Origin of the sequence: Mixta mediterraneensis, from assembly GCF_030283135.1 — a bacterium.
GTDB classification, from domain to species: domain Bacteria; phylum Pseudomonadota; class Gammaproteobacteria; order Enterobacterales; family Enterobacteriaceae; genus Pantoea; species Pantoea mediterraneensis.
The window spans coordinates 53,489-79,413 of the sequence record NZ_JASUAZ010000009.1; the positions used below are offsets into that span (position 1 = coordinate 53,489).

Below are 25,925 nucleotides of genomic sequence, written 5' to 3' on the forward strand. Positions count from 1 at the left end.
GTCAGTTTTGTCACCGTTAGCGTAAAACAACACGAACGTATTGAAATACAGGAGGGTTGTAACGCTTTCGGGGGCAGAAAGGGCAAGCAAGATAGCCCACTCAGGATAACAAAAGGGAACTAAACGCCGTGTTACTACCTTGGCTAATCATAATCCCCTTCGTCGGCGGCTTGATCTGCTGGCTGACCGAGCGCCTCGGCGCGAAGGTGCCGCGCTGGATCGCCCTGCTTACCATGGGACTGACGTTGGCGCTTTCGCTGCAATTGTGGTTGCAGGGAGGCTATTCACTGACGCAGGCAGCGGGTATACCGCAGTGGCAATCGAGCTTCTCCGTGCCGTGGATCCCGCGCTTCGGGATTAACTTCCATCTGGCCATTGACGGGTTGTCACTTCTGATGGTGGTGTTGACCGGCTTGCTCGGCCTGATGGCAGTGCTCTGTTCGTGGAATGAAATCAACAAATATCAGGGATTCTTTCATCTCAACCTGATGTGGATTTTAGGCGGCGTTATCGGTGTGTTCCTCTCCATCGATATGTTTCTGTTCTTCTTTTTCTGGGAAATGATGCTGGTGCCGATGTACTTTCTCATCGCGCTCTGGGGGCATAAAGCGTCAGACGGTAAAACCCGAATTACGGCGGCAACCAAATTCTTCATCTATACCCAGGCATCGGGTCTGGTGATGTTGATTGCCATTCTGGGGTTAGTGTTTGTGCATTACAATGCGACTGGCGTCTGGACGTTTAACTACGAACAGCTGTTGAAAACGCCCATGTCGCACACCGTTGAGTATTTGCTGATGCTGGGCTTCTTCATCGCCTTTGCGGTGAAAATGCCGGTTGTGCCATTGCATGGCTGGTTACCCGATGCACATAGCCAGGCGCCAACGGCCGGTTCTGTTGACCTTGCCGGTATTCTGTTGAAAACCGCTGCATACGGCCTGCTGCGCTTTAGCCTGCCGCTGTTCCCGAATGCGTCGGCTGAGTTCGCACCGATCGCGATGTGGCTCGGTATCATCGGCATCTTCTACGGTGCGTGGATGGCATTTTCCCAGACCGATATTAAACGACTCATTGCTTACACCTCGATCTCGCATATGGGTTTTGTGTTAATTGCGATTTACACCGGTAGTCAACTGGCGTTCCAGGGCGCGGTCGTACAGATGATTGCACACGGTTTGTCAGCGGCTGCACTGTTTATCTTGTGTGGGCAGCTATATGAGCGTTTGCATACGCGCGACATGCGTCAGATGGGCGGGCTGTGGTCACGCATCAAGTGGATTCCGGGTTTGTCCCTGTTTTTCGCGGTCGCTAACCTCGGTATGCCGGGTACAGGTAACTTCGCCGGTGAGTTTATGATTCTTACCGGTAGTTTCCAGGTAGTACCGATGATTATCGTGATTGCAACTTTTGGTCTGGTGTTTGCTTCTGTTTATTCATTGATCATGATGCAGCGCGCTTACTACGGCGAAGCGAAGTCAAAAGAGCCGCTGCCGGGCATGTCGCCACGCGAGTTCATGACGATCGGTGTGTTGGTGGTTCTGCTGGTGCTGTTGGGCATTTATCCGCAGCCGATTCTGGACACTTCGCATGCTGCAATGAGCAATATTCAGCAGTGGTTTACCGCTTCAATTTCAACTACAAGGCCGTAATTCGCCATGACAATAACTCCTCAACAATTGATCGCGTTGCTGCCGCTGTTGATCGTCGGATTGACGGTGGTGGTTGTGATGCTGTCCATTGCCTGGCGACGCAACCATTTCGTTAACGCCACGCTGACGGTGATTGGCCTCAATCTCGCACTGTTCTCGCTGTATTTTGTCGGTCAGGTCGGTCCAACAGACGTCACGCCGCTGTTGCGCATTGACGGCTACTCCATGTTTTATACCGCGCTGGTGATGCTGGCGAGTCTGGCAACCTGTACCTTTGCTTATCCATGGCTGGCCGATTTCCCGGACAACAAAGATGAGTTCTACCTGCTGGTACTGATTGCTGCGCTAGGCGGCGTAGTACTGGCAAGCGCGAATCATCTTGCTGCACTGTTTATCGGCATTGAACTGCTGTCGCTGCCGCTGTTTGGTTTGATCGGTTACGCTTTCCGCCAGAAACGTTCGCTGGAAGCGGCGCTGAAATACACCATACTGTCAGCCGCAGCGTCATCATTTCTGCTGTTTGGTATTGCACTGGTCTATGCCGATTCCGGTAGTTTGAGCTTCGTTGAGCTGGGCAAAAGTTTGAATGACAGCATGATCCAGGAGCCGCTATTGCTGGTGGGCCTGGGGATGATGATCATCGGTCTTGGCTTTAAGCTGTCGCTGGTGCCGTTCCATCTCTGGACGCCGGATGTTTATCAGGGCGCGCCCGCACCGGTTTCCACTTTCCTGGCGACCGCGAGCAAAATTGCTATCTTTGGCGTGATTATGCGTCTGTTTATGTACGCGCCGGTTACCGACAGCGAAGCTGTTCGCACGGTGCTGGGTGTCATCGCCTTTGTGTCAATTCTGTTTGGTAACCTGATGGCGATCTCGCAGAGCAACATTAAGCGTCTGTTAGGTTACTCGTCTATCGCCCACCTTGGGTATCTGCTGGTGGCGTTGATCGCCGTGAAATCGCATCAGCTGTCGCTGGAAACGGCAGGGGTTTATCTGGCCGGGTATCTGTTCAGCAGCCTGGGCGCGTTTGGCGTGGTTAGCCTGATGTCCAGCCCATATCGTGGCCCGGATGCGGATTCACTTTATTCCTACCGTGGCCTGTTCTGGCATCGCCCAGTTTTGTCAGCGGTGATGACGGTGATGATGTTATCGCTGGCGGGAATCCCAATGACGCTGGGCTTTATCGGTAAATTCTATGTGATCGCTTCCGGTGTCAGCGCCCATCTGTGGTGGTTAACCGGTGCAGTGGTCGCGGGGAGTGCGATTGGCTTGTATTACTATCTGCGTGTAACGGTGAGTCTGTATCTTAGCCCACCAGAATTGCACACCCGCGACACGCCAGCTAACTGGGCATTTACTGCCGGTGGGGTGGTGGTACTGATTTCTGCGATTCTGGTATTGCTGTTGGGTGTGTATCCACAACCGTTGATTAATCTGGTGCAGATGGCTCAGCCGTTGATGTAATGGATGCAATCCAGACGTTATAATGGATGTGACCCAGACGTAAAGTCAGGCCCCTGGGCCTGACTTTTTTGCCTGTAATCTGACAACTGCTGCGCGGGTTGCTAACTTTAAGCAGTGTTCATCCTGAGCTGCGAGGTTACGTGATCAAGTTGATCTTTTTGCTGACCGGTGCGCAGGTACTGCGTAGACGCTGGTCCTGGCTGGCTTTAGGCGGCGTAGCGCTGCTGTTGCTCTGTGCATTAATCCTCTACGATATTGGCAGTGACGGTCTGCTTTCGGTGCCGCTGGATATGCTCGCCATCCTGTTCATCATTGAAGGGCTGGTGCAGATGTTTTTAGCCCTGACCAAAGAAATGTTGATTGACTGGCTCACTATGCTGAAAGGCATGGGCTTTTTGTTCATCGCGTTTCTGATTTTCGACAGCCCGCAAGATAATAATGATGTTTCAGCCGTATTGTTCGGCGTCGCATTTTTTGCAGATGGCGTGCTTCGTATTGCGGCGGCGCTGGTGTTGCGCGGCGCGCGCTGGCGCAAACGCTGCATCACCGGCATTGTCGAACTGATCCTCAGCATTCTGATTATCAGTAACTGGCCATTTCATCATCACATCGCCGTCCCACTCTGTTTTGCCTTGCTGCTGTTCAGTATCGGCATCCATCTGCTGCTGATGGCGCGTCAGGCTCGATTATTAACGGAAGACAGCTCGGTTACCGTGCTGCCGCTGTTTAAGGCTGGCGGACTGCGGTGCTGGCACAGCAGCCACTATTCACATCCACCGTTTCCCGCTGAGATGCCAACTCAGCCGTTGACGGTGTATGTCTGGACGCCGATAGGATCCGGTGTGGTGCGCGAAGGCTATCGGTTAATTGATCGTTACATCGCTGCCGTCGATCACAACGGTGTGATCTCGACCGGCCATGCCGCAATGGAAGCGGGCGGTGATCTGTATATCAGCCACTATCCGCGCGATGAGATCGATCGTGACAGCAGTAACTTCCGCGCCGTGCTACGTGCCAGTGAGCAAAATGATGTTGCTGGCCGGTTTTTGCCGTCGCTGGCCGTTGAAGTGGCGGAGTGGTGTCGCCCGGATAAGCAGGTTCACTTCCCGCGTTACAATCAGGAGGCGCTGAAAAATTACTGGCAGCGCTACAGCGCCGACAGCGCTTACAACCTGACGGCGCGCAACTGCTCATCCACCGTGATTCAGGCGTTAGACGTGGCGATTGAGGGCATTTTAGCGCAGCAGCCGTATGCGGGTTTTCGCCTGTTTATCGATCCTAATTTCTGGCTACTTGGCGTGATTCGTGGCCGGGCAGAGGCAGTGACCTGGACGCCAGGGCTGGTACTGGATTATGTCCGCCTGTTGAAGCGCGTCATTGAGCCGCAGCCCAGCCAGTTATGGCCGTTGCGCCTGTGGCAGGGTCTGCGTTTACGTCATGCGCTGTGGCAGAAAAAGCGGGCGCCATCGCGTAGCGTGGTGAAATGACACGTAACCGTCTGGCGGTTCTGCTCGCCGTGACTATCTTCGGCCTGACCTACGGACTCAGCTCGCCGCTGATAGCGTTGCGCCTCTCCGTCGCTGGTTATAGCGAGGCATTCATTGGTATCAATGCGGCGATGCACGCGTTGGGTGTGCTACTGATTGCGCCTGGGTTACCCGCGCTGTGCCGCCGTTTTTCAGCTACCGGCTTACTGATCACCTCGCTGATCGCTGCTGCGCTACTGTTAACTCTTTTTCCTTTTTTGCCGCTGTGGAGCAGTTTTGTGCTGCGTCTGCTGTTAGGAATGGCGACCGAAGTCATGCTGGTGGTCACCGAAACCTGGCTTAATCAGCAAAGTACCGAAAGCAACCGGGCCAAAATGCTGGCGACCTACACCGCCATGCTGTCGTTCGGTTTTGCCCTTGGCCCGTTCATTCTCACCCTTCAGGGCAGTGGAACAGATGCATTTATCACCGCTGCCAGCTTAGCGGCGCTGGCGGCCTTAACGCTATTAGCCTCGCGTCATTTGCGGCTCAACGCCGAATCCAGCGTACCGCATAAACTTTCCCGCTGGCTGCGGTTGTTGCCGCTGGCGCTGGCGGCGACCTTGCTTAATGCCGCGCTGGAAGCGGCAGGTATGAATTTGCTGGCGATTTACGCGATGAATCTTGGCTGGCCCGAAGCGCAGGCAACTTCATTCATTACCATTCTGATGGTTGGTGCGATTGTGCTGCAGTTACCGATTGGCTGGCTGGCCGATCGTCTCGATCGTCATCGTCTTATCATCTGGCTGGCCGCACTCTCGACTCTTGGTGCGTTAGTCTGGCCGCTGGCGTTGCAGCATCTGTGGCTGGCGCGGCTATTGCTGTTTTGTTGGGGAGGCGTGTTTGTCGGAATCTACACGGTCATCATCACCCTGACGGGTCAACATTTCCAGGGCGCGGAACTGGCCGGAGCTTATGCGGCATTGTCTGTGGCGTGGGGCGTTGGCGCTTTGCTGGGGCCGGCATTAGGCGGTGTGGCGATGTCACTGACCGTGCACGGTTTGCCGTGGCTGGCCGCCATTTTATGTGCGCTTTTTACCGGTTTCGCGTTGATGCAGAGGCGCCGCAGTTAATTTATAGTGGCGGCTTTAAAAAGGAGAAAGCATGGAAATTAACTGGCTGGATCTTCATCATCGTGACTTAAGCGTGCAACAGCTTTATGCCTTGCTGGCGTTGCGCTGTGAGGTATTTGTGGTGGAGCAGAATTGCCCCTATCAGGATGTCGATGGTCAGGATCTGCTGGCAGAAAACCGTCATCTGCTGGGAATGCACGGCGACCAGCTGGTCGCTTACGCGCGCATTCTTTCTCCGATGGATGCAGCAAGCCCGGTAAAAATCGGTCGTGTCATCGTCTCCGATAAGGTGCGCGGCATAAGTCTGGGCAACCGCCTGATGGAGCAGGCGTTAACCTGCTGTCAGCAGCACTGGCCCGATCGCACCCTATTTCTTTCTGCTCAGGCGCATCTGCAAACATTCTATGGCCGACATGGTTTCACGGCGGTGAGCGCGGAATATCTTGAAGATGCTATTCCGCACGTTGATATGCAGAAATAAAAACGGCGAGGAATCTTCCTCGCCGCCCGGTTAACCCGGCGTCATTTGCCGGTCATCAACGTATTTACGCTGGTCTGGTGGTGGTGGAAAATACTGATACAGCCAGGTTTCACTCAGCGTCTCATCTTTGGTACGCAGGAACAGGCGCATCTCTACCGGCTGGGTGGCGTCGCTGTCTGGATACCAGTCGAACAGAATGCGATAACCGTCAATCGGCTCGACATAAAGAATTTCAACCTGCTTAAACGTACCGGAAGACACGGTAATGACGGGTTCAATCCCTTTCGGCGCTGCGGCTTTAAGTTCGCCACCGATGAAGTCGATAGCAAAACGGCGGCACCACGTATCCGGGAAGTGTTCGCCAGGTGCCCAGCCTTCAGGGAAGCCACCAATACCGGTGCGGGTGGCATCAACGCGCGCCAACGCGCTACGAACGGGCGGTAAGCCGCTCCAGTAGAGTTTGTAGGAGAAACTTAATTCGCTACCGGCTTTAACCGGCTCCGCGGGTTGCCAGAAGCAAACCACGTTATCTAACGTTTCCCCGGTAGTGGGGATCTCCATCAAATTGATAGCACCTTTACCCCATTTTCCGACTGGTTCAACCCATAAGCTTGGACGTTTGTCGTACCAGCCAATAACATCCTGATAATCCTTGAAATCATGATTAAGCTGCAGCAGACCAAACCCGCGGGGGTTCTCGTCCTCGTAGGCGTTGAACTGCAAACGCTGCGGATTATTCAATGGGCGAGCGATCCATTCGCCTTTGCCGGTCCACATCGCCAGACGATCGGAGTCGTGGATCTGTGGATGATAGGTGTTGCACATCCGCCGTTCGTTGGTGCCACAGCTGAACATACTGGTCATGGGCGAGATGCCAAGCTGACGAATGGCTTTGCGGACATACAAGTGGTTTTCCACTTCCATTACCACGCGTTTATCTTCGCAATGAATGATGAACTTGTACGCGCCGGTCAGGCTGGCGCCGTCCAGCAGTGCATAACAGGTAAAAGTGTTGTCATCCGCTGCCGGGGTTTCGAACCAAAAAGCGGTAAAGTCAGGAAACTCTTCCTGGCCATTGCTGAAAGTATTCACAGCCACGCCGCGCGCCGACAAACCGTACTGGAAAGTATCATCAACGGCACGGAAATAGCTGGCGCCTAAGAATGAGACGATGTCGCGGCGGGCCAGCTCAGGCTTTTTGAAGGCACGGAAGCCGGCGAAGCCAAGATCAGTTTTGCCTTCCAGCTGTTGAGTATCAACTTTGGCGCTGTTGTAGTTAAACAGCTCGGGACGAAAGTGGATTTCACGCGCTTCGCGACTGTCACTATCAACCGAGAACATACGGATGCGACGCTTAAAGCCCATACCAACGTGAAAGAACTGCACGTCAAGCTCGCGGTTGGGAATATTATTCCATAAAGAGTGATTTGCATCGTACTGAATGTCGTTGTACGCCTGCGGCGTTAAAGTAGCCAGCGTTTCTGGAAGCGCACCCGGTGCGCCGCCCCAGGGTTGTTTTGCCAGATTAGCCGCTTTTTTCTTCAATACGTCAAAATCGAAGCGTACTGCGGTTCCGTCAGCAATGCCATCTTCTGCCCAGGCGGATTGTGCAAACAGCGTTGACAGGCCGGTCATGCCGCTGACAGCGGAAAAGGCCATTGACGCTTTCATAAACATTCTTCGATTCATGCCAGAGATCTTTCCTTAGCTGTTCGAGTTTGTCGTGACTGTCGTGCGTAATGCACTTACATGGCCTGATAATCGCAGGCAACAGGTGGATACGACAGCCGGGTTATTGAAAAATTCAGTCTGAACAAAATTTATCAGATTAATCAAAGAAGCGAAGGGAAATTGTCGCTTGCAGTGTCTGGCTCAGGTTCTTTGTACAAGTCTCAAGCGTAGCGTGAAAAGGAAAAACACGTTAACGGATGAAAACTCGGGTGATTCCTGGCAAGGGAAAGCGGCAGGGCGAAAATTAGTGGCTATAGTTAATGGACCGCTTCGCAATGTACACGGAGAAAATAATGGTGAAACAGACTGAACCGTTTGAGACTGGCCTGGATGATGATTTAACGCTGCTGACTGAAACGCTGGAAGAAGTGTTGAAGTCGTCGGGCGATCCGACAGACCAGAAATACATTGAGCTCAAAACTAAAGCGGAGCAGGCGCTGCACGATGTGAAATCACGTGTCAGCCAGGCGTCCGACAGTTATTACTATTGCGCCAAACAAGCTGCTTATCGCGCTGATGATTATGTGCATGAAAAACCCTGGCAGGGCATCGGCATCGGTGCGACCGCCGGGCTGATAATGGGACTGCTGCTGGCGCGTCGTTAAGCCGTATCAGCAGTCATAAAACGGCGGGTTTCTCCCCGCCGTTTTTGTTGGCTATTTTGCTTCGGTCAGCGCGCGTTCGACGCCAGCACCATACACTTCATCCACCTGATAAAATAAGGCAATCTGACGCTGCTGGATAAATTCTGGCACCTGTGCCAGTTCTCCGGCGATACGCTTAAACATACGCTGACGTTCTTCATCACCAATCAGCGCAAACAGCACACGAGGCTGGCTAAAGTAATCTTCATCTTCCCGATGATTCCAGTGATCGGCGGCGCCTTCCAGCGAGAGCGGGGGTTCGCTGAAATCTGGCTGCTCCTGGAATACGCCAAAGCTGTTCGGTTCATACGTTGGGCCATTGCCGCTATTGCCATCAATACGCATCGCCCCATCGCGATGATAATTATGGAACGGGCATTTTGGCGCATTAACCGGGATTTGATGATGATTTACGCCCAGACGATAGCGGTGCGCATCGCCATACGAGAACAGCCGACCTTGCAGCATACGATCCGGCGAGAAGCCAATGCCCGGTACGATATTGGCAGGACTCATCGCCACCTGTTCCACTTCAGCAAAATAGTTATCCGGGTTGCGGTTCAACTCAAATTCACCCACTTCAATCAGCGGATAATCGGCATGCGGCCAGATTTTGGTCAAATCAAAGGGGTTATAGGGCGTCTGGGAGGCTTCCTGCTCCGGCATCACCTGTACATAAAATTTCCAGCGCGGGAAATCACCTTTTTCGATCGATTCAAACAGATCGCGTTGCGAACTTTCACGATCCTGACCAATTAAGGTTGCCGCCTCCTCGTCCATCAGATTTTCGATGCCTTGCTGGCAGCGCATATGGAACTTAACCCAGAAGCGTTCCTGTTGATCATTGATAAAGCTGTAAGTATGGCTGCCAAAACCATGAATATGGCGATAAGAGCGGGGCAGTCCACGGTCGCTAAAATCGATGGTGAGCTGATGCAATGCTTCCGGCAGATGCGAGAAGAAGTCCCATTTGTAGGTTGGATTGCGCAGATTAGTGCGCGGATCGCGTTTTACGACATGGTTAAGATCGGGGAATTTCAGCGGATCGCGCAGATAGAATACTGGCGTATTGTTGCCAACCAGATCCCAGTTGCCTTCTTCGGAGTAAAACTTGATGGCGAAACCACGAATATCCCGTTCGGCGTCGGCTCCCCCGCGTTCACCCGCTACGGTTGAGAAGCGCAAGAAAAGATCAGTTTTCTTGCCCACCTCAGAGAAAATATTGGCCCGGCTAAAATGTGTAATATCCTGGGTAACAGTAAAGGTGCCATACGCCGCAGTCCCTTTCGCATGCATGCGACGTTCAGGGATAACTTCACGGTCGAAGTGGGCCAGCTTTTCAAGGAACCACACATCTTGCAGCAGCATCGGGCCACGTCGGCCTGCGGTCATACTGTTATTGTTATGCGCAACCGGTGCGCCCGAAGCGGTAGTAAGCCCTTTTTTCATCACTATTTTTCCCTCTTATGATAAGAATTGCCGTCTGATTATCTTTTAACGATTGGGTAAACCTTTTGTACGCCCATTTTGTTTTTTTGCGCTTCGTTCGGCAATCTGGCAAAAACTATTGCTGCTATTTGGTAAAACCGTTAATCGCACAGGATTGATTGTGTTTAGTCGGCGGGCTTCCTACAGTAGAGCAACCGGCAAAAGGAGAACTGAACGTGATGAGAGTAGAAATGTTATCAACCGGTGATGAAGTGCTGCACGGCCAAATCGTCGATACCAACGCAGCCTGGCTGGCTGATGTCCTGTTCCAGCAGGGCTTACCGATGACATCTCGCAGCACGGTAGGCGACGCGATGACGTCACTGGTGGATACGCTACTGGCGCGCAGTCACGAAGCCGATGTTTTGATCGTCAACGGCGGGCTTGGCCCCACCAGCGATGATCTCAGCGCGCAGGCGGCCGCAAAGGCCTGCGGCATCGGGCTGGTGATGCAGCAGGCGTGGCTGGAAAAAATAGAGACCTGGTTTGCCAGTCGCGGCCGTACCATGGCGCCCAGCAATCGCAAGCAGGCTGAAATTCCAGCCAATGCTGAGATGCTGGATAATCCGGTCGGCACTGCCTGTGGCTTTGCGCTGCAACTCAATCGCTGCTGGATGTTCTTTACCCCTGGCGTGCCATCCGAATTTAAAATCATGGTTGAGCAGCAAATCATCCCGCGATTAAAAAGTAAATTTGCGCTGCCGGCACCACCGCTTTGTTTACGTCTGACCACCTTTGGTCGGGGTGAAAGCGATTTAGCGGCAGAGCTGGAACCGCTTGTGCTGCCAGAAGGTGTCGTGATGGGGTATCGCACCTCTATGCCAGTCATTGAAATCAAACTTACCGGTCCAGCCAGTCAGCAAGTGGCGATGGAGCAGATATGGCAGCAAATCCGCCTGCAACTGGCGGAGTGCACTATTTTTGAAGGGACGGAAGGATTACCAGCGCTGTTGGCACGTGAATTAACAGCGCGTGAGTTTTATCTGACGATCAGCGAACAATTCACGGCTGGCCTGCTGAACTGGCAGTTAGCCGCCGCAGGCGTGCCGTTGAGCGCCGCAGAAATATTGCCGCACCAGAATGAGACGCTGGAAGCTTTGGTGGCACGGACTAAAGCGCTGGCAACGCGCCAGCATACGCAGCTGGCGTTATCAGTCGGTGCATTAGAGCAAGACGAAGTATCGGTAGCGCTGCATACGCCAGAGGCGACGTGGGGACAACGGGTGAAGTTCACGCATGGTCGGCATAATCAGGAGACACGGCAGAAAGTGGTGGCGATGATGGCGATGAATATGTTGCGTCGCTGGCTATACGGCAGTGAAGTCAGCACGGGTCATGGCTGGATTGATGTGCTCGAAACGGTAAAAAATTAAAGCAAAATGGGCGCCCCAGGCGCCCATGTCAATTACAGCTCAATTTCGATCTCACCCTTTGCCTTGCAGCAACAGGGAAGAATTTCGTCCTGTTCCACAAATGCCAGCGGCGTCTCTGCGTAGTGCACTTCCCCTTTCAGCAAGCGCGTACGGCAGGAGCCACAATAGCCTTCACGACACTGAAACTCTATGCAGATGTTTTGCTTTTCCAGCATCGTCAGCAGGTTAGGGTGATCTTCTGAACACTCCAGCCGGGTGCCGGAAGTGCGCAGGATAACAACAGAACGGCTCATGCTTACAGCTGGAAGTCGTTAAAATCGTCTTCGCCCACTTCAGAGTCGATTTGACCCACCAGGTACGAACTCACTTCCACTTCCTGCGGCGCAACCTGAACGTTATCAGACACCAGCCAGGAGTTAATCCACGGAATTGGGTTAGAACGCGTCTGGAATGGCAGGTCGAGACCCACCGCCTGCATACGGATGTTAGTGATATATTCGATGTACTGACACAGAATATCTTTGTTCAGGCCGATCATCGAACCGCCACTGAACAGATATTCTGCCCACTCTTTTTCTTGCAGCGCCGCTTTCTTAAACAGTTCGAAACATTCATCACGACATTCCGCCGCAATCTCTTTCATTTCCGGGTCGTCTTCACCCGTGCGCAGCAGGTTCAACATATGCTGAGTGCCGGTCAGGTGTAGTGCTTCATCGCGTGCAATCAGGCGAATAATTTTTGCGTTACCTTCCATCAGTTCGCGCTCAGCGAACGCGAATGAACAGGCAAAGCTGACGTAAAAACGAATGGCTTCGAGTGCATTCACGCTCATCAGGCAGATATAGAGCTGTTTTTTCAGCGCCCGCATGCTAACCGTAACCGTTTTGCCGTTTACCTGATGCGAGCCTTTACCCAACAGATGCCAGTAGTTAGTCATTTCGATCAGATCATCGTAGTACTGCGAGATGTCCTGCGCGCGTGCAAGGATCTGCTCGTTCGTGACGATGTCATCAAAAACCACAGCCGGATCGTTGACGATGTTACGAATGATATGGGTGTAAGAGCGAGAATGAATGGTTTCGGAGAAGGCCCAGGTTTCAATCCAGGTTTCCAGTTCCGGGATAGAAATCAGCGGCAGCAGCGCGACGTTCGGGCTGCGGCCCTGAATCGAGTCCAGCAGCGTCTGATACTTCAGGTTACTAATAAAAATGTGTTTTTCATGCTCCGGCAGCGCCTGATAATCGATGCGGTCGCGGGAAACATCAACCTCTTCCGGGCGCCAGAAGAAGGAGAGCTGTTTCTCAATCAGTTTTTCAAAGATGTCATATTTTTGCTGGTCAAAGCGCGCCACATTAACCGGCTGACCGAAAAACATCGGCTCTTTCAGTTGATCATTTTTGTTTTGTGAAAAAGTGGAGTAAGCCATAAAAAACTGTCCAAAATTGAACGGGACGCACAAAGGCCCCGTGAAATGACTAAGGCGGGAGAGCTCCCGCCTGACCGTTAGATTTTACATGCGCCGCTTTCGCAGCCGTCATCCTGGATTGAAGGTGCCAGATCGTCCTGCGCATCTTCTGCACCGTCACGGGTGTTTTGGTAATAAAGCGTTTTTACACCGAACTTATATGCCGTCAGCAAATCCTTCAGCAGCTGCTTCATTGGTACTTTACCGTTTGCAAAGCGTGACGGGTCATAGTTGGTGTTTGACGAAATCGCCTGGTCGATAAACTTCTGCATCACGCCAACCAGTTGCAGATACCCGTCGTTGTTTGGCATTTCCCACAGCAGCTCATACTGATCTTTCAGACGCTCGTACTCTGGCACTACCTGACGCAGAATGCCGTCTTTGGACGCTTTAATACTGATGTGACCGCGTGGCGGCTCGATACCGTTAGTGGCGTTGGAGATCTGTGAAGAGGTTTCAGACGGCATCAACGCGGACAGCGTAGAGTTACGCAGGCCGTGGGTTTTAATCTGCTCACGCAGGCCATCCCAGTCCAGATGCAGCGGCTCGCTACAGATGGCGTCGAGATCTTTCTTGTAAGTATCAACGGGCATAATGCCTTGCGCATAAGTGGTTTCGTTAAACCACGGGCACGCGCCTTGCTCTTTCGCCAGCTCGCTGGAAGCTTTCAACAGATAGTACTGAATCGCTTCGAACGTTTTGTGTGTCAGACCATTGGCGCTGCCGTCAGAGTAACGCACGCCATGCTTCGCCAGGTAGTAAGCGTAGTTAATGACGCCGATACCCAGCGTGCGACGCCCCATCGCGCCACGCTGTGCGGCGGGGATGGGATAATCCTGGTAGTCGAGCAGGGCATCAAGCGCACGCACCGCCAGCGTTGCCAGCTCTTCTAAATCGTCGAGGCTTTCAATAGCACCAAGGTTAAACGCCGATAGCGTACACAGCGCAATTTCACCGTTTTCGTCGTTAACATCATCCAGCGGCTTGGTTGGCAACGCGATCTCCAGGCACAGGTTAGACTGGCGAACCGGCGCGATGCTGGCATCAAACGGGCTGTGAGTATTGCAGTGATCGACGTTTTGAATATAGATACGGCCCGTTGAGGCACGTTCCTGCATCATCAATGAGAACAGATCGACCGCTTTCACGCGCTGCTTGCGGATGCTGTCATCTTTTTCGTATTTGGTGTACAGGCGTTCAAATTCATCCTGATCGGCGAAGAACGCATCGTACAGGCCCGGCACATCGGAGGGGCTAAACAGAGTGATCTCTTCGCCTTTTAGCAGACGTTGATACATCAGTTTATTGAGCTGCACACCGTAATCCATGTGACGCACGCGGTTGCCTTCTACGCCGCGGTTGTTTTTCAACACCAGCAGACTTTCGACTTCCAGATGCCACATGGGGTAGAACAGCGTGGCTGCACCACCGCGCACGCCGCCCTGCGAACAGGATTTCACCGCCGTCTGAAAATGCTTATAGAACGGAATACAACCGGTGTGGAAAGCTTCGCCGCCACGAATTGGGCTGCCCAGAGCGCGGATACGACCGGCGTTGATGCCGATACCTGCACGCTGAGAAACGTATTTCACGATTGCGCTGGAGGTGGCATTAATGGAGTCGAGACTATCGCCACATTCGATCAAGACGCACGAGCTGAACTGGCGCGTTGGGGTACGCACGCCAGACATGATAGGCGTCGGCAGCGAGATTTTAAACGTTGAGATCGCATCATAGAAGCGCCTGATGTAATCCATACGCGTATCGCGCGGATAACCTGAGAACAGGCAAGCGGCGACCAGAACATACAGGAACTGCGCGCTCTCATAAATCTCACCCGAGACGCGGTTCTGTACCAGATATTTGCCTTCCAGCTGCTTAACCGCAGCGTAAGAGAAGTTCATATCGCGCCAGTGGTCGATAAACGCGTCCATCTGTTCGAATTCTTCAACGCTGTAGTCTTCCAGCAGATGGCGATCGTATTTACCCTTATCCACCATTTTCACAACCTGATCGTACAGCTTCGGCGGTTCAAACTGGCCGTATGCTTTTTTACGCAGATGGAAAATCGCTAAACGTGCAGCGAGGTACTGATAATCGGGGGCATCGCGAGAGATGAGGTCTGCAGCGGCCTTGATGATAGTCTCATGGATGTCAGATGTTCTGATGCCATCATAAAACTGAATATGGGAGCGCAGTTCAACCTGTGACACGGAGACGTTGTTTAGCCCTTCGGCTGCCCAGTCCAGTACACGGTGAATTTTGTCGAGATCAATGCGCTCCTGGCGGCCATCGCGTTTAGTAACGAGCAGACTTTGGTTCATGTCGCGTTTTTACCTTTGCGTGAGTATCCAAAAATTAAAAGAAATCCCGGCTTATGCACAACATATTCATTGTGAATAATGTTGTGGATAAACACTACATCTAGGGGGTAAAGAGGAAATGCATAACAATATGGGGGTATATTCTAGTAATTTGCGGCGGCATAACAAGAGGAAAAAATGATGATTCAAGGGTTGTTTTTTTTGCGGAATTTCTTAAGCCGCGTGTTGTAAGGCTCGCCATCGTGTCAACCGGTTTGATAAAAAATTCCGTTCCTTGATCGACCGCTGATTTTTCATTCATCGTCGCATTTTTCCAGACAGCAGGCTGGCGTTTCCTACGGCTGGGCTTAAAACGCATCGGCTGCCTGCTGACATGCACATCCGCTAAAGAGGGCGTTACCTACGCTAAGAATACATCATGACAGGAAAATGACGACGGCGCACAAACGCGATGCTGTGCGCCGCTGAGATTAATTTTTACTGTGACGGGTATGAATCATATAGTTAACATCAACGCCACGACCCAGCCGGAATGCATTGGTAAGCGGGTTATAGTGCAAACCAATTATGTTCTGCTCGCGCAGCGGGGTTTCATCGACCCAGGCCAGCAACTCTGACGGGCGGATAAACTTTTTCACATCATGTGTGCCGCGCGGCACCATGCGCAACACATATTCCGCGCCAAATATGGCCAGCAGCCAGGCTTTAGGGTTGCGGTTGAGGGTAGAGAAAAATACCTCTCCACCGGGCTTAACTAAACGTGCGCAGGCGTGAACGACCGAACGCGGATCGGGAACGTGTTCCAGCATCTCCATGCAGGTCACCACATCGTATTTTCCGGCGCTGGCTTCGGCGTGCTCTTCCACTGTTTGCTGCACGTAATCGAGTTTTACGCCGCTTTCCAGTGCGTGCAGGCGTGCTACTGCCAGCGGCTCCGCGCCCATATCCAGGCCGGTGACCAGAGCGCCTTCTCGCGCCATGCTCTCCGCCAGAATACCGCCGCCGCAGCCGACATCCAGCACCGTTTTGCCAAATAAACCGTTGCTGTGTTGCGCAATATAACCGAGGCGCAGCGGATTAATGCGGTGCAAGGGCTTAAATTCACCTTCGAGATCCCACCAGCGCGAGGCAACGGCCTCAAACTTGGCAATTTCCTGTGCATCGACGTTCTGCTGATGATTCTGCGGCTGTGCATTCATTGAATCGTAACTCCTGACAAAATGTGGACTCAGTATAAACGCTTAACCTGCTGCGGCGCATCTTTCAAACACAAGGAAAAGCGCGTGAAATCGGCGGTTAACATTCACCAGATGAATGCAGTGTGATATACTTTCGCACCTTTAAATCCGGGATTAAGTAGAGGGATAGCGGCTCCATGAGCGACCTTGCGAGAGAAATTACACCGGTCAATATCGAAGAAGAATTAAAAAATTCTTATCTCGATTACGCCATGTCGGTCATCGTTGGCCGAGCTTTACCCGATGTGCGTGACGGCCTGAAGCCGGTGCATCGCCGCGTACTCTTCGCGATGAGCGAACTGGGTAACGACTGGAATAAACCCTATAAAAAATCTGCCCGCGTCGTGGGTGACGTTATCGGTAAATATCACCCACATGGTGATTCTGCCGTTTACGACACCATCGTTCGTATGGCCCAGCCTTTCTCCCTGCGTTATATGCTGGTGGACGGTCAAGGCAACTTCGGCTCCATCGACGGCGACTCCGCTGCTGCGATGCGTTATACCGAAGTGCGCATGTCTAAAATCGCCCACGATCTGTTAGCTGACCTGGAAAAAGAGACCGTCGATTTCGTCCCGAACTACGACGGCACCGAGCAAATTCCTGAAGTTCTGCCAACTAAAATTCCTAACCTGCTGGTTAACGGTTCGTCCGGTATCGCAGTGGGCATGGCAACGAACATTCCGCCACACAACCTGCGCGAAGTGATTAACGGCTGCCTGGCTTACATCGAAGATGAAAACATCAGCGTTGAAGGGTTGATGGAGCACATTCCGGGGCCTGATTTCCCTACTGCGGCCATCATCAATGGTCGTCGCGGTATCGAAGAGGCGTATCGCACCGGTCGCGGCAAAATTTACATTCGCGCCCGTGGCGAAGTAGAGGCTGACGCGAAAACAGGCCGTGAAACCATTATCGTCCATGAACTTCCTTATCAGGTAAATAAAGCGCGCCTGATCGAGAAGATTGCGGAGCTGGTAAAAGAGAAGCGTATTGAAGGCATCAGTGCGTTGCGTGACGAGTCTGACAAAGACGGCATGCGCATCGTCATTGAGATCAAACGCGATGCGGTCGGCGAAGTGGTTCTGAATAACCTGTATTCCCTGACACAGCTGCAAACTTCGTTCGGTATCAATATGGTGGCGCTGCATCAGGGCCAGCCGAAGATTATGGCGCTGAAGGAGATTCTGGAAGCCTTTGTTCGCCATCGCCGTGAAGTTGTTACGCGTCGTACTATTTTCGAACTGCGTAAAGCGCGCGACCGTGCACACATCCTTGAAGGGCTGGCGATTGCGCTGGCGAATATCGATCCGATTATTGAGCTGATTCGTCGGGCGCCAACGCCTGCAGAAGCGAAAAGCGGCCTGATCGCGCAGCCATGGAAACTGGGTAATGTTTCCGCCATGCTTGAGCGCGCCGGTGATGACGCCGCCCGTCCAGAGTGGCTGGACGCCCAGTTTGGTATTCGCGACGGCCAATATTATCTGACCGAACAGCAGGCGCAGGCCATCCTTGATTTACGTCTGCAGAAGCTGACGGGACTTGAGCATGAAAAACTGCTCGACGAGTACAAAAACTTACTCGATCAGATCGCCGAACTGATTAACATCCTGCAAAATGCGGAACGTTTGATGGAACTCATTCGTGAAGAGCTGGAGTTAATGCGCGATCAGTTTGGCGATGAACGCCGAACCGAAATCACGGCTAACAGCGCTGACATCAATATTGAAGATCTCATCAATCAAGAAGATGTTGTCGTAACGCTGTCACATCAGGGTTATGTCAAATATCAGCCGTTAACGGATTACGAAGCGCAGCGCCGTGGCGGTAAAGGCAAATCAGCAGCCCGTATTAAAGAAGAAGACTTTATTGATCGTCTGTTAGTTGCTAATACGCACGATACGATTCTGTGCTTCTCAAGCCGTGGTCGTCTGTACTGGATGAAGGTCTATCAGCTGCCGGAAGCCAGCCGTGGCGCGCGTGGACGACCCATCGTCAACCTGCTACCGCTGGAAGCCAACGAGCGCATCACTGCTATTTTGCCGGTCCGCGAGTACACTGAAGGCTTTAATATCTTCATGGCAACCGCCAGCGGTACGGTGAAGAAAACGGCCCTGAAAGAGTTCAGCCGCCCACGTAGCGCCGGTATTATTGCGGTCAACCTGCGTGAAGATGATGAGCTGATTGGCGTGGCGCTGACCAACGGTAGCGATGAAACCATGTTGTTTTCCGCGGCGGGCAAGGTGGTGCGTTTCGCCGAAACGGCAGTCCGTGCAATGGGACGTACCGCATCGGGCGTTCGTGGCATCAGGCTGGCAGAAGGCGATCGCGTTGTGTCGCTGATTGTGCCGCGTGAAGATGGCGCCATTCTTACCGTGACGCAGAACGGTTACGGTAAACGTACCGCTAACACGGAATACCCAACCAAATCGCGTGCGACTCAGGGCGTTATCTCGATCAAAGTCACTGAACGTAACGGCCCGGTAATTGGTGCGGTGCAGGTCGTTGACAGCGATCAGATCATGATGATTACCGATGCGGGTACACTGGTTCGCACGCGCGTTTCAGAAGTCAGTATCGTGGGCCGTAATACGCAGGGTGTCATTCTGATTCGTACCGCAGAAGACGAGAACGTAGTGGGTCTGCAGCGTGTGGCTGAACCGGTTGAGGAAGAAGAGTTAGATTCCATTGATGGCAGCGTCGCAGAAGGTGATGACGATATTGCACCGGAAGCTGACATCGACGATGAAGACGAAGCGGCTGACGACGAAGAGTAATGTTGTGCCAGGCTGAAATTCAGGCTTAACGGTAAACGGCAGGTCAGGGGAAACCCGACTTGCCGTTTTTATCTAATGGCTTACCTGTCTCAACTGAACCGCATTAAATTTTACGCAGCGCCTGTTAATACGGGTTGCTGGATCGTTACGTCTGAAACCCTGATACGCCAACGTTCCCTGTTCCTAAAACCCTGTCAGATCAGCCCCCGGCTGGCTTTTTTCGCATGATAAAGCTAGTGTATGGGCATTCCACATTCATCACGCGATTCACCTTGCCAACTGCGAGTTTCCTTTGAAATATCTTGTCTCTTTTCGCACCACGCTTCGCATTTCGCGCTACTTATTCAGAGCGCTGGCGCTATTGATTTGGTTGTTGGGCGCGGTGCTTACCTCGTTCTATATCATCAATGTGCTTCATGAAAAAGAGAACCAGGTGCGTCAGGAATTCTCCAGTAATTACGGCCTGACAGAATGGTACGTTCGGCACTCAGCCGACATGTTGCGTGAACTGAAATTTATCACCGAAAACCGCTTAACCAATGCCAACAATGGGCTGGATGTTTTGACCGGCATGATGCCCGGCAAATCGACTCAACCCCAATTCACGCCGCTGTTTTCCGATGGCGATTGCACTTCAATGAGTAAAGCCTGGCGCAGCTCACTGGATTCGCTGAGCTATTACATCAACTACTGGAAAAGCAATTTCGCCTCGTCTTACGAACTTAATCGCATGTTCTTTATTGGAGGAGAAAATCAGTGCCTCGCCGATTTCACCATCGGCAGCAGCAGTGTCGATCGTGAACGCAGCCTGAAAACCTTGCGCGAGCATGTCCTGCACTACCGCAACAGCAATGAAGAAGAACGGCGCAATCCGATATACTGGATAAACAACAGCACGCAGCCTGGCATTGGCAATTTCTATATGGTGATGCCGGTATATGTTGCCAATAAACTGCAGGCGCTGCTTGGCGTTGAGCAGAATATCCGCCTCGACGAATTTATTCAGCCGGGTAATTTGCCTGTCGTTGCTACCATTACCGACAGTAACTATCGTCCGTTAATTACGTCGCGCCGTGGCGGCGTTGGCTTTGCAATGGATGATTTGCCCGATGAAAAAACCTGGTTTGGCTACCTGGATGGTTATCGCCAGCTGGTGCTGAAAAAGCCGCTGCCACCGTCTGACTTAAATGTAGTGTGGTCGGTTTCCACCGATGTGCTGGTTGATCAACTCAAGCTGTTGATGATTAACGCGTTGCTACTGAATGTACTTAGCGCGGTATTGCTGTTTACGTTTGCCTGGCTGTTTGAGCGCCGTATGTTTCTGCCTGCTGAAGAGAACGCCCATCGGCTGGAAGAACATGAACAGTTCAACCGTAAAATTGTCGCTTCAGCACCGGTAGGCATTTGTATTCTGCGCACCAGCGACGGCACCAATATTCTGAGTAACGAACTGGCGCATAACTATCTGACCCTGCTGACGCAGGAAGATCGCCAGCGCCTTAATGAAATCATTGGCGGGCAGCAGGTTAACTTTGTTGATGTGCTTACCGGTAGCAATACCAACCTGCAAATCAGTTTTGTGCATTCACGCTATCGCAACGAAAACGTAGCGATTTGCGTATTAGTGGATGTTTCTGCGCGCGTGCGCATGGAACAGTCATTACAGGAGATGGCGCACGCAGCAGAGCAGGCCAGCCAGTCAAAATCCATGTTCCTGGCGACCGTCAGCCACGAGCTGCGGACGCCTTTGTACGGCATCATCGGCAACCTTGACTTGCTGCAAACCAAAAAGTTGCCAGCCAGCGTGGACTCTCTGGTTACGGCGATGAATAACTCCTCCAGCCTGTTGCTCAAAATCATCAGCGATATTCTCGACTTCTCAAAAATTGAGTCGGAACAGCTAAAGATTGAGCCGCGTCCGTTTGCGCCGCGTGAAGTAATTACCCACATTGTGGGTAATTATCTGTCGCTGGTAGTGAAAAAACGCCTGACATTATATTGTTACATCGAACACGATGTGCCGCAGTCGCTGGATGGCGATCCGCTGCGCTTGCAGCAGGTCATCTCTAATCTGTTGAACAACGCCATTAAGTTTACCCATACCGGCTGCATTATTCTGCACGCCTACGTGTGCGAGGGGTATCTGGCGTTCCGCGTACGTGATACCGGCGTCGGCATTCCGGCGAAAGAAATGCCGCGTTTGTTTGATCCGTTTTTCCAGGTGGGTAGCGGCGTACAGCGTAATTTCCAGGGAACCGGCCTGGGGCTGGCAATTTGTGAAAAATTGATCAACATGATGGATGGCGATATTGAGGTTGACTCTGAACCCGCTATGGGTAGCCAGTTCATCGTGCGCATTCCCATTTATAAAGGGCAACAGCCTTCGCCGCCGCTGCTGGAAGGAATGCAGGATAAAACTATCTGGCTGGCGATGCGTAATGAATATCTGGCGCAGTTTATCGAACGGTTATTGCAGCAGCAGGGGATTCAGGTCGCTGAATATAATGGCAAGGCGGGCAGCGATGACGTCTTGCTGTCTGATTATGAGCCAGAGATCGATACACCGCTGCGTGCCGGTATCATCTTTAATGGTGGGCATGCCGATATGCCGCGTGAATACCAGCCGGGGCGCTGGGTTCATAGCACAGCCACTTTACATGAACTGCCAACGTTGCTGGCACGCATCTATCGCATTGCTGTCGAGAGTGAGGCCGCTGATACGCTACTGCTAGTGGGTCCTGTCGAAGAAAAAGTACATAACGACGATCTGATGGTCCTGATCGTTGACGATCATCCGATAAACCGTATGTTGCTGTCTGAGCAGCTGGGAACATTAGGTTATCAGGTCAAAACGGCTCAGGACGGCGTGGATGCGCTCAATGTATTAAGTCGCAATGAGATCGATATTGTCCTTACCGACGTTAATATGCCAAATATGGATGGTTACCGCCTGACACAGCGTTTACGCCAGTTAGGTCATGTTTTCCCTGTCATTGGCGTTACGGCGAATGCCTTAGCGGAAGAGAAACAGCGCTGTATGGATGCGGGGATGGACAATTGCCTGTCGAAACCGGTGACGTTAGACGTGCTAAAAGTGACGCTGGCAATTTATGCTGAACGGGTACGCAAAGCGCGGCAAGGATAGCGCGGTAAGGGTAGGGCGAAAGAGAAAGGCGGTACTGAACGCACCGTCTGAGCCTGCCAGCGCAAATCACACAGACGATAGTAAAGTTGCAGAAACGTCATCCATGACGGCTCGGTTCGCGCCGTTCATGGCGCGGAACGCTTTACTTTTCGGCCTGTGCTTTCCGCGCTTCAGGTTTGTCAGCAGCCGAAGCGTGGCTGGATGTATGACTGCCGGAAACCACTTAGTCTCTTTCGACTTGCGTCGCGCTCACGGAAGAGAGGTAGTTCAGCAGAGCAATGTCATTATCCACGCCCAGTTTCATCATCGCCGACTTTTTCTGGCTACTGATGGTCTTAATACTGCGATTCAGCTTTTTAGCGATTTCCGTTACCAGGAAACCTTCGGCGAACAAACGCAGGACTTCACTCTCTTTCGGCGATAAACGCTTATCGCCGTAACCACCGGCACTGATCTTCTCAAGTAATTTTGCTACGCTTTCTGGCGTGTATTTTTTGCCTTTCTGCAGGGCAGCCAGCGCCTTCGGCAGATCGGTAGGTGCGCCTTGCTTCAGCACAATCCCTTCAATATCCAGATCCAGTACTGAACTCAGAATGGCCGGGTTATTGTTCATGGTCAGAACGATAATCGACAGATCGGGATAGTGGCGTTTAATGTATTTAATCAGCGTGATGCCGTCGCCGTATTTTTCACCTGGCATAGAAAGGTCGGTGATCAGAACGTTAGCATCCAGTTTGGACAAGTTGTTAATCAGTGCTGTTGAGTCTTCGAACTCACCTACAACATTAACCCATTCAATTTGTTCCAGTGATTTTCGGATACCGAAAAGAACAATTGGATGGTCATCGGCAATAATTACGTTTAAGTTATTCATCTTATTGGTTACCTTGCTGCAGCAGTTGGTTGACGTAAGCGTCAATATCACTGGTGGTATTTGTAATGTTTGAATCGTCACACACATTAATGTGCTGTTCTAACTCTTCACAAAGCTGTTTGCCTGGTAGCAAATTGAGCATGGCAAACACGCCTTTTAGGCGATGCGCTGTCTGAGCAAGCGAGGCGTAATCCTTTTCCGCCGACTCAGTATACAATCTCTTTACATCATCCGGTACTGTCTCAGTGAATAGCTGGAAATAACCCCCGCTCATAAGTGGCGTGGCAGCCTCTGTTTCAGTGTTATCCTCCATAACATCATGGGACAATTGCTTCTCAATCAGCGCCAGCAGCGCATCAAGTAACGCGCTGCTCAGATTGAAATTGACCCGATATTGCTGGTCGTTCAACGCATGATGGCCAAGTTCATCCTCAGCCAGCAGCAGTGCCCAGCCCGTTAATTTTGCCGGATCGTCTGTCACCAGCACGTCATGATCTTGTCCTGAAATACGTTCATCAGGCGTCAGGCAACGTGCGCCCCAGTTTTCCAAATGACGACACACGATTTTGTGCACATCTTCCATAGCGATTTCCACTAATGCGGTCACGCCATCAAGAATTTTCTCTTCTTCCTCTACACTTCTTTGCTCCAGCGCGAGCGGCAACTGGATGTTATAACGCGTACCGATGTCGGCTTTTGCCACGATTTCCAGGCTGCCGCCCATCTGTTTACAGAGCTGTTTGCACAAGAAAAACGCCATGCCAGAAGCCTGACCGTAGCGATCCTGGCTGGTATCACCCAGGAACGGGAAATCAACATTGGCCAGTTCATCTACTGTTAAGCCTGCACCGGTATCTACCAGCTCAATGCTCAGGCGATCGGCATGTTGTTCAGGCGTTTTTACATCAAGTGAAATCTTACCCCAGCGCGTGGTGGTCAACGCATAATGCACCAGCGTGGTCAGCACTTTTCGCAGCGCACGACGATCGCCAAAACGCATTTCATCATTAGGTTGATGATTATTAACCACCAGTGATAAGCCTTTGCGGCGCATCAGCGGCAAACTTTCCAGCGCGATTTCATCTAACAATTCTTGTAAATTAAATACCGTGGCGTCAGGCGACCAGTCGTGCGCTTCAAGGCGATTCAGCAGCACAATATCATCGACCAGGCGTGATAAACCCTGGCTTTCATCCAGCACGTCAAGCACGGCTTCGTTGTGATCGTGCTGACTCAGTTGCACCAGTTGGGCCACCATTTTTTCCAGCGGCACATTTATCGCATGGCCCAGATTCTGTAGCAGTTGCTGACGCATCTGGTGATTACGATCCAGTACCTGCTGCGCTTTTTGCAGCTTCTTATTCACCAGCAACTCACGATCCTGATCGCGCATCATAAATAGCTGGGTATGCGGCGATAGCATGCTGCGTGCGTGACGGATTTCATACACTTCGTTATTAATGGTTGCCTGCAATACGCCCTGATGTTGGTCTGACATGTTGATGATTTTTTGTAAATTAAGATGAGGCAACAGGTGCTCTGCAATTTTATTGCTCAGCAAAGTACGGTTGCTGGCAAAGTCATATACCAGTAAGCCGACCGGCAAGCTGGCGACGATCTCTTCATTCAGAACCCGCAGCGAATCAAGTTCCGCACTCTGGTTCTCGCTGGGACGCAGCGACTGCTGACGCAGCAGCACCATGCCCGCAAGCGACAGCAGGAACAGCAGCAGGTTACTCAGCAGCGGCCATAACAAATTGTGTAGCGTATCGATAAATAAGCGGGTAACCGGAACGCGATATACCAGCTGTAACGAGGTGCTCGGCAGCGTGGCGGCAATTTCTAAGTTAGGGTTTGCCAAAGAAATTTGCGAGTTCTCTGCCTCTTCCTGATCGGTACTGCTCGGCAACGCCGCGACCTGACGCAGCTGGAAGTTTTCCAACGGCATATTCTGTGGGATCAGGTCATTAATTGGCAGATCAAATGCCACCACCGTTGCCAGATGGCCTGGCTGATTGAAGGTGGTGCGCACGGTAAAATAGTGGTCGTTCTGAAAGGATAAATGGCGCAGCGGCGAAAAGCTTTCTCGCTCGTCCAGCGCATTGGCCTGCTGAAGCATCTCAGCACGGCGTCCATCAACCAGCGAACTGATGGCGCTTTCTTTATAACGTGTCGCCATATCTTTCAGCGGCAGCGTTGAGATCATAATCAGACTGTTATCCTGCCCATTCAGAAAATACATCGACCAGGTTGGATTTTCTGCACCCCACAACGTATCCAGATAACTGGACATACGCATGGTCATGTCGAGCGTGCTGCTGTCATGCGATCCAAAAATCAGCGCTTCGGTTTTGCGACGGGTTTTTTCGAGATAATAAACATCAGGGCGCAGACGCGTCTCCTGCAGGCTGCTGGTCGGCGTCGATCCCGCTGCACTGGTAGCCAGATTTTCATAAATCTGCCAGGTGGCGAAACGGTAAGCATCAATGCGTTTTTGCATGGCGCGCGCCACGTCAGTCATGGCATAACGTTTTTCGGTCAGCCAGGCGTTCACCGAGTTGTGCACCACAAAGCCCAGCGCCAGTAACAGCACCAGATTGAAAACCACAAAAAAGCGGGTGACATTGCCTGATGTCAGGGGAAACTTATACAACATAACGTCTCAGATACCTG

The 25,925-nt window shown here is 52.1% G+C and carries 18 protein-coding genes; 9 read left to right on the forward strand and 9 right to left on the reverse strand.

Features of this window, described 5'->3' with window-relative positions:
• Positions 1-128: 128 nt before the first annotated feature.
• From nuoM to QRY16_RS08310, 5 genes are all read left to right on the forward strand, one after another.
• On the forward strand, positions 129-1,649 hold the full coding sequence (gene nuoM, locus QRY16_RS08290) for an NADH-quinone oxidoreductase subunit M (protein ID WP_193404807.1): 1,521 nt from the start codon (positions 129-131) through the stop codon (positions 1,647-1,649).
• Positions 1,650-1,655: 6 nt separating this feature from the next.
• Complete coding sequence (gene nuoN, locus QRY16_RS08295) at positions 1,656-3,113, forward strand: NADH-quinone oxidoreductase subunit NuoN (RefSeq protein WP_193404808.1); 1,458 nt, start codon at positions 1,656-1,658, stop codon at positions 3,111-3,113.
• A 140-nt stretch (positions 3,114-3,253) separates the two neighbouring features.
• Entirely contained in the window at positions 3,254-4,600 is a 1,347-nt protein-coding gene (locus tag QRY16_RS08300) for an HdeD family acid-resistance protein (RefSeq protein WP_289776256.1), read from the forward strand.
• On the forward strand, positions 4,597-5,712 hold the full coding sequence (locus tag QRY16_RS08305; protein WP_193404809.1) for an MFS transporter: 1,116 nt from the start codon (positions 4,597-4,599) through the stop codon (positions 5,710-5,712). The genes QRY16_RS08300 and QRY16_RS08305 overlap by 4 nt, the downstream gene beginning before the upstream one ends.
• A 31-nt stretch (positions 5,713-5,743) precedes the next feature.
• Positions 5,744-6,193, forward strand: a complete 450-nt coding sequence (locus tag QRY16_RS08310) for a GNAT family N-acetyltransferase (protein WP_193404810.1) — start codon at positions 5,744-5,746, stop codon at positions 6,191-6,193.
• Positions 6,194-6,223: 30 nt separating this feature from the next.
• Here QRY16_RS08310 and QRY16_RS08315 read toward each other — a convergent pair whose 3' ends face one another.
• Complete coding sequence (locus QRY16_RS08315) at positions 6,224-7,882, reverse strand: glucan biosynthesis protein D (RefSeq protein WP_289776257.1); 1,659 nt, start codon at positions 7,880-7,882, stop codon at positions 6,224-6,226.
• Between the two features lie 335 nt (positions 7,883-8,217).
• Here QRY16_RS08315 and elaB point away from each other — a divergent pair, with 335 nt between their 5' ends.
• Positions 8,218-8,529, forward strand: coding sequence for a stress response protein ElaB (gene elaB, locus QRY16_RS08320; protein WP_289776258.1), 312 nt, complete (start codon positions 8,218-8,220; stop codon positions 8,527-8,529).
• A 51-nt stretch (positions 8,530-8,580) separates the two neighbouring features.
• Here the strand turns inward: elaB and QRY16_RS08325 are convergent, their stop codons facing one another.
• Positions 8,581-10,017: a catalase gene (locus tag QRY16_RS08325; protein ID WP_289776259.1), complete on the reverse strand. Its 1,437-nt coding sequence runs from the start codon at positions 10,015-10,017 to the stop codon at positions 8,581-8,583.
• Positions 10,018-10,232: 215 nt separating this feature from the next.
• On the opposite strand from QRY16_RS08325, the gene QRY16_RS08330 reads away from it, so the two are divergent.
• Positions 10,233-11,429, forward strand: coding sequence for a nicotinamide mononucleotide deamidase-related protein YfaY (locus QRY16_RS08330; RefSeq protein WP_289776260.1), 1,197 nt, complete (start codon positions 10,233-10,235; stop codon positions 11,427-11,429).
• 32 nt (positions 11,430-11,461) lie between these two features.
• On the opposite strand, the gene yfaE is transcribed toward QRY16_RS08330, so the two are convergent.
• The 5 genes from yfaE to ubiG all read right to left on the reverse strand — a co-directional run bounded on the left by yfaE (position 11,462) and on the right by ubiG (position 16,417).
• Positions 11,462-11,722: a class I ribonucleotide reductase maintenance protein YfaE gene (gene yfaE / locus QRY16_RS08335; RefSeq protein ID WP_193404815.1), complete on the reverse strand. Its 261-nt coding sequence runs from the start codon at positions 11,720-11,722 to the stop codon at positions 11,462-11,464.
• Positions 11,723-11,724: 2 nt separating this feature from the next.
• Positions 11,725-12,855, reverse strand: coding sequence for a class Ia ribonucleoside-diphosphate reductase subunit beta (gene nrdB / locus QRY16_RS08340; RefSeq protein ID WP_289776261.1), 1,131 nt, complete (start codon positions 12,853-12,855; stop codon positions 11,725-11,727).
• Positions 12,856-12,932: 77 nt separating this feature from the next.
• Positions 12,933-15,218, reverse strand: coding sequence for a class 1a ribonucleoside-diphosphate reductase subunit alpha (nrdA, locus tag QRY16_RS08345; RefSeq protein ID WP_193404817.1), 2,286 nt, complete (start codon positions 15,216-15,218; stop codon positions 12,933-12,935).
• Positions 15,219-15,318: 100 nt separating this feature from the next.
• On the reverse strand, positions 15,319-15,576 hold the full coding sequence (locus QRY16_RS08350; protein WP_289776262.1) for a hypothetical protein: 258 nt from the start codon (positions 15,574-15,576) through the stop codon (positions 15,319-15,321).
• A gap of 112 nt (positions 15,577-15,688) precedes the next feature.
• Entirely contained in the window at positions 15,689-16,417 is a 729-nt protein-coding gene (ubiG, locus tag QRY16_RS08355; protein ID WP_193404818.1) for a bifunctional 2-polyprenyl-6-hydroxyphenol methylase/3-demethylubiquinol 3-O-methyltransferase UbiG, read from the reverse strand.
• Between the two features lie 176 nt (positions 16,418-16,593).
• Here ubiG and gyrA point away from each other — a divergent pair, with 176 nt between their 5' ends.
• Both gyrA and rcsC read left to right on the forward strand, forming a co-directional pair.
• The gene (gyrA, locus tag QRY16_RS08360; RefSeq protein WP_289776263.1) at positions 16,594-19,233 is read left to right on the forward strand and encodes a DNA topoisomerase (ATP-hydrolyzing) subunit A; all 2,640 of its coding nucleotides are present in this window, start codon (positions 16,594-16,596) and stop codon (positions 19,231-19,233) included.
• A 292-nt stretch (positions 19,234-19,525) separates the two neighbouring features.
• A complete protein-coding gene (rcsC, locus tag QRY16_RS08365) occupies positions 19,526-22,378 on the forward strand; it encodes a two-component system sensor histidine kinase RcsC (protein ID WP_289776264.1) in 2,853 nt (950 codons plus the stop codon).
• Between the two features lie 223 nt (positions 22,379-22,601).
• Here the strand turns inward: rcsC and rcsB are convergent, their stop codons facing one another.
• Positions 22,602-23,252: a response regulator transcription factor RcsB gene (rcsB, locus tag QRY16_RS08370; RefSeq protein WP_193404821.1), complete on the reverse strand. Its 651-nt coding sequence runs from the start codon at positions 23,250-23,252 to the stop codon at positions 22,602-22,604.
• A 1-nt stretch (position 23,253) separates the two neighbouring features.
• Complete coding sequence (gene rcsD, locus QRY16_RS08375) at positions 23,254-25,908, reverse strand: phosphotransferase RcsD (protein ID WP_289776265.1); 2,655 nt, start codon at positions 25,906-25,908, stop codon at positions 23,254-23,256.
• Positions 25,909-25,925: the final 17 nt, after the last annotated feature.